Origin of the sequence: Paraburkholderia bryophila (assembly GCF_003269035.1) — a bacterium.
Lineage (GTDB): Bacteria > Pseudomonadota > Gammaproteobacteria > Burkholderiales > Burkholderiaceae > Paraburkholderia > Paraburkholderia bryophila.
Genome location: NZ_QLTK01000077.1, coordinates 1 through 1,564, shown reverse-complemented (window position 1 = coordinate 1,564; position 1,564 = coordinate 1). Strand labels below are relative to the sequence as shown.

The 1,564-nt window shown below is 57.5% G+C and carries 2 protein-coding genes; one reads left to right on the top strand and one right to left on the bottom strand.

The genetic code is table 11. From position 1 onward, the window contains the following. A partial coding sequence (locus BX591_RS35815; RefSeq protein WP_111936013.1) for an Rrf2 family transcriptional regulator occupies positions 1–428 on the bottom strand: 428 nt, incomplete at its 3' end. Positions 429–510: 82 nt separating this feature from the next. On the opposite strand from BX591_RS35815, the gene BX591_RS35810 reads away from it, so the two are divergent. Continuing rightward, complete coding sequence (locus BX591_RS35810; protein ID WP_111936012.1) at positions 511–1,485, top strand: alpha/beta fold hydrolase; 975 nt, start codon at positions 511–513, stop codon at positions 1,483–1,485. Positions 1,486–1,564 lie beyond the last annotated feature (79 nt).

Sequence of the window (1,564 nt, the reverse complement as noted above, 5' to 3'; positions counted from 1 at the left end):
GTTTTGCGCGACTTTGACGACGTCACGTCGTGCGCGATCTCGGAGAGTCGCTTGTCACCAAGCAATTGAAACAACGTATTTTCCGCTGAACCCAACGCCTCATTGATGTGGCGATTTACCGCCGCCTCCACCGGACAAGTGTGATTGTCGTCGGCCAGGCCGATCACAAACGGCGCGGTATGTCCAATGGCCTGGTAGACATCTCTCACCGTAAGATCGTTGAGGTCACACGCGAGCGCCCAGCCTCCGCCTGGACCACCAGTCGACTTTACGTACCCCGATTCGCGTAGCGCAGCCATCGTTCGGCGGACGAAGACGGGGTTCGTATGCAGCATCAGCGCAATCGTCTCTGAGGTGGTCGCGCCTCCTCGAAGATGCATGTGGATGAGGATGTGCAGAAGTCGAGCCAGTCGGGTATCGCGTTGCATATTCGGAAGCTTGGTAATGCGCAACTTTTGATGTTACGCTATCTCGGGATTCTTGTGTGCACACATCTCTGCCAGAGCAACCATGACCGCATACCGTCAAACCTTTATTGAAGCAAACGGAATTCGCCTGCATGTCGCTGAACAGGGCGACGGCCCATTGGTGCTCCTTTGTCACGGCTTTCCTGAGACCTCGCATGCTTGGCGCCATCAACTGGAGGCACTTGCGCACGCCGGCTTCCACGCAATAGCACCGGATCTTCGTGGCTACGGATCAAGCGAGTGCCCAACGGCAATCGGACAGTACACGACGTTAGACGTTGTCGGTGACCTAGTGGCGCTCGTTGACATTCTCGGAGAACGCGACGCAGTTGTTGTGGGAAACGATTGGGGTGCAACCATAGCCTGGCAAGCCGCGTTGCTTCGGCCTGACCGCTTTCGCGCTGTCGCTGCGCTCGGGGTGCCAATGATGGGTCGTGCGCCGATGACGCCGAGCCGGCTTTTTCCACAGACCGACCAAACGAGGTTCTATACGCATTACTTTTCCGAACCTGGGTTGGCCGAAACCGAACTTGAGCGTGACGTTGCCACAACATTGCGCAAGATCTTTTTTTCCGCATCGGGCGACGTCGGGGCCCGCGACGCGAATACGCCCAATCCATTCGGACTCGTGCCGCGGAGTGGTGGACTCCTTGACTCTCTGATTGATCCACCTTTGTTGCCCGCGTGGCTCGCACCCACCGACCTCGACAAGTTTGTGCAAGCATTCAGCATTTCTGGCTTTCGCGGTGGATTGAATTACTACCGCAACCTCGATCGCAATTGGGAAGTGCAAGCGGCTTTGGAGGGCCTGCTCGTCGAGGTTCCCGCCCTGTACCTTGTCGGCGAGCGAGACACAGGTCTGGCAATGCCAGGCATGCACGAAATTATCGACGGCATGCCCAAGATCGTGCCCAGGCTGTCGGCTTCTCGGGTCGTTCCGCGAGCAGGGCATTGGCTGCAACAGGAGGCACCGGATTACGTCAACGCCGCATTGATTGAGTTTCTCCGCGATCTTTGATGTACACCGGCGCGATCTGACGGTTCAACTACGGTTAGCGGCCATTCCGCCCGCATAACGGTATGTCGGAGAAGGGTCG